The organism is Flavobacterium nitrogenifigens (genome assembly GCF_003254565.1).
Lineage (GTDB): Bacteria > Bacteroidota > Bacteroidia > Flavobacteriales > Flavobacteriaceae > Flavobacterium > Flavobacterium nitrogenifigens.
Genome location: NZ_QJRI01000031.1, coordinates 1 through 254, shown reverse-complemented (window position 1 = coordinate 254; position 254 = coordinate 1). Strand labels below are relative to the sequence as shown.

Sequence of the window (254 nt, the reverse complement as noted above, 5' to 3'; positions counted from 1 at the left end):
ATTATTTGGTGTCTTTCTAACCTGTTCTTCAAATAAATCTATGATGGTCTTGTCTTTTGGGTACGCTGCGTTTGTATCGTTGAATGCTGTCAATAACTGATTCTGCTCTTCAAATGTTAGGTAACCAATTTCCTGAATCAGCCTTTCAGGCTGTTCTAATGATTCTCTAAGCAGGTTCTCAAAATGGGTAAACATTCTTTCTATCAGATACTCCTCATAGATATCGGTATTATAAGAAACTATTAAACTCAATC

1 protein-coding gene is annotated in these 254 nt (G+C 35.0%); it reads right to left on the bottom strand.

Going from position 1 to position 254, the window contains the following annotated elements; all coding sequences use genetic code 11:
- Nucleotides 1-254, bottom strand: a 254-nt coding sequence (locus tag DM397_RS00135; protein WP_162615409.1) for a hypothetical protein, incomplete at both ends; no start/stop codon positions are given.